The sequence below is a fragment of the Jeotgalibaca caeni genome (assembly GCF_028863945.1).
Classification (GTDB): Bacteria; Bacillota; Bacilli; order Lactobacillales; family Aerococcaceae; genus Jeotgalibaca; species Jeotgalibaca caeni.
In genome coordinates this window covers 1-3,040 of record NZ_JARBEA010000101.1, presented here as the reverse complement: position 1 = coordinate 3,040, position 3,040 = coordinate 1, and the positions used below count along the sequence as shown (strand labels likewise).

1 rRNA gene is annotated in these 3,040 nt (G+C 53.1%); it reads left to right on the top strand.

The annotated features are described in order from the left end of the window. Nucleotides 1-98 precede the first annotated feature (98 nt). Nucleotides 99-3,012, top strand: a 23S ribosomal RNA gene (locus PVE40_RS12465). Nucleotides 3,013-3,040 lie beyond the last annotated feature (28 nt).

The following is a 3,040-nucleotide window of genomic DNA, read 5'->3' as shown; positions in this document are numbered from 1 at the left end:
TGTTCCTTGAAAACTGAATACCATAACATGAAATAGTAAGAAAGACCAAAACATTTTACCGCGTTTTATGGGTCCTATGGACCCGAAACTTGACCATTGGTTAAGTGAACAAGGGCGCACGGTGGATGCCTTGGCACTAGGAGCCGATGAAGGACGGGACAAACACCGATATGCTCCGGGGAGCTGTAAGCAAGCATTGATCCGGAGATTTCCGAATGGGGCAACCCAATACCCTTGATCGGGTATTACGACATGGTGAATACATAGCCATGTCGAGGAAGACGCAGGGAACTGAAACATCTCATTACCTGCAGGAAGAGAAAGAAAATTCGATTCCCCAAGTAGCGGCGAGCGAAACGGGAAAAGCCCAAACCAACAAGCTTGCTTGTTGGGGTTGTAGGACTGGAACATGGGACCATGATGGATAGCAGAAGCTGGCTGGAAAGCCACGCGAGACAGGGTAATAGCCCCGTATGCGAAATCCAGAGCGGCCCTACCAGGATCCTGAGTACGGCGGAACACGAGAAATTCCGTCGGAATCCGGGAGGACCATCTCCCAAGGCTAAATACTCCCTAGTGACCGATAGTGAACCAGTACCGTGAGGGAAAGGTGAAAAGCACCCCGGAAGGGGAGTGAAATAGTACCTGAAACCGTGCGCTTACAAGTAGTCAGAGCCCGTTAAGGGGTGATGGCGTACCTTTTGTAGAATGGACCGGCGAGTTACGATCCCATGCGAGGTTAAGTGGAAAACACGGAGCCGCAGCGAAAGCGAGTCTGAATAGGGCGATGTAGTATGTGGTCGTAGACCCGAAACCAGGTGACCTACCCATGTCCAGGTTGAAGGTGCGGTAATACGCACTGGAGGACCGAACCCACGCACGTTGAAAAGTGCGGGGATGAGGTGTGGGTAGCGGAGAAATTCCAATCGAACCTGGAGATAGCTGGTTCTCTCCGAAATAGCTTTAGGGCTAGCCTCGGATCAAGGAATCGTGGAGGTAGAGCACTGTTTGGACGAGGGGCCCTTCTCGGGTTACCGAATTCAGACAAACTCCGAATGCCATCGATTCAAGTCCGGGAGTCAGACTGCGAGTGATAAGATCCGTAGTCGAAAGGGAAACAGCCCAGACCACCAGCTAAGGTCCCAAAGTATCTGTTAAGTGGAAAAGGATGTGGGGTTGCACAGACAACTAGGATGTTGGCTCAGAAGCAGCCATCATTCAAAGAGTGCGTAATAGCTCACTAGTCGAGTGACCCTGCGCCGAAAATTTACCGGGGCTAAACAGATCACCGAAGCTGTGGATGGAACCTTATGGTTCCGTGGTAGGAGAGCGTTCTAAGGGCATCGAAGCCAGACCGTGAGGACTGGTGGAGCGCTTAGAAGTGAGAATGCCGGTATGAGTAACGAAAGACGGGTGAGAATCCCGTCCACCGTATGACTAAGGTTTCCTGGGGAAGGCTCGTCCGCCCAGGGTTAGTCGGGACCTAAGCCGAGGCCGATAGGCGTAGGCGATGGACAACAGGTTGAGATTCCTGTACCCGTTGTTTTTGTTTGAACGATGGAGGGACGCAGGAGGCTACGGAATGCGTGCGATTGGAAATGCACGTCCAAGCAGCGAGTTTTGGGGTGAGTGAAATGCTTGCCCCTCTAAGAACAAGCTGTGATGGGGAGGGAAATTTAGTACCGAAGTTCCCGATGTCACACTGCCAAGAAAAGCTTCTAGTTAGAAAACAACGGCCCGTACCGTAAACCGACACAGGTAGTCGAGGAGAGCATCCTAAGGTGAGCGAGCGAACTCTCGTTAAGGAACTCGGCAAAATGACCCCGTAACTTCGGGAGAAGGGGTGCTGACCGCAAGGTCAGCCGCAGTGAATAGGCCCAAGCGACTGTTTATCAAAAACACAGGTCTCTGCAAAATCGAAAGATGACGTATAGGGGCTGACGCCTGCCCGGTGCTGGAAGGTTAAGAGGAGAGGTTAGCTTCGGCGAAGCTTTGAATTGAAGCCCCAGTAAACGGCGGCCGTAACTATAACGGTCCTAAGGTAGCGAAATTCCTTGTCGGGTAAGTTCCGACCCGCACGAAAGGCGTAACGATTTGGGCACTGTCTCAACGAGAGACTCGGTGAAATTATAGTACCAGTGAAGATGCTGGTTACCCGCGACAGGACGGAAAGACCCCATGGAGCTTTACTGCAGGTTGATATTGAGTGTTTCTGCCACATGTACAGGATAGGTAGGAGCCATTGAAGCCGGGACGCCAGTCTCGGTGGAGGCGCCATTGGGATACTACCCTTGTGGCAGGAACATTCTAACTCGCCGCCCTTATCGGGCGGGAGGACAGTGTCAGTCGGGCAGTTTGACTGGGGCGGTCGCCTCCTAAAAAGTAACGGAGGCGCCCAAAGGTTCCCTCAGAATGGTTGGAAATCATTCGCAGAGTGCAAAGGCAGAAGGGAGCTTGACTGCGAGACAGACAAGTCGAGCAGGGACGAAAGTCGGGCTTAGTGATCCGGTGGTACCGCATGGAAGGGCCATCGCTCAACGGATAAAAGCTACCCTGGGGATAACAGGCTTATCTCCCCCAAGAGTTCACATCGACGGGGAGGTTTGGCACCTCGATGTCGGCTCGTCGCATCCTGGGGCTGTAGTCGGTCCCAAGGGTTGGGCTGTTCGCCCATTAAAGCGGCACGCGAGCTGGGTTCAGAACGTCGTGAGACAGTTCGGTCCCTATCCGTCGCGGGCGTTGGAAATTTGAGAGGAGCTGTCCTTAGTACGAGAGGACCGGGATGGACACACCGCTGGTGTACCAGTTGTTCCGCCAGGAGCATCGCTGGGTAGCTATGTGTGGACGGGATAAACGCTGAAAGCATCTAAGCGTGAAGCCCCCCTCAAGATGAGATTTCCCATCACTTTAAGTGAGTAAGACCCCTGAGAGACGATCAGGTAGATAGGCTGGGAGTGGAAGCACAGCGATGTGTGGAGCGGACCAGTACTAATCGGTCGAGGACTTAACCAAGAGAATGGCAACGGCAGATGGGTTGGTC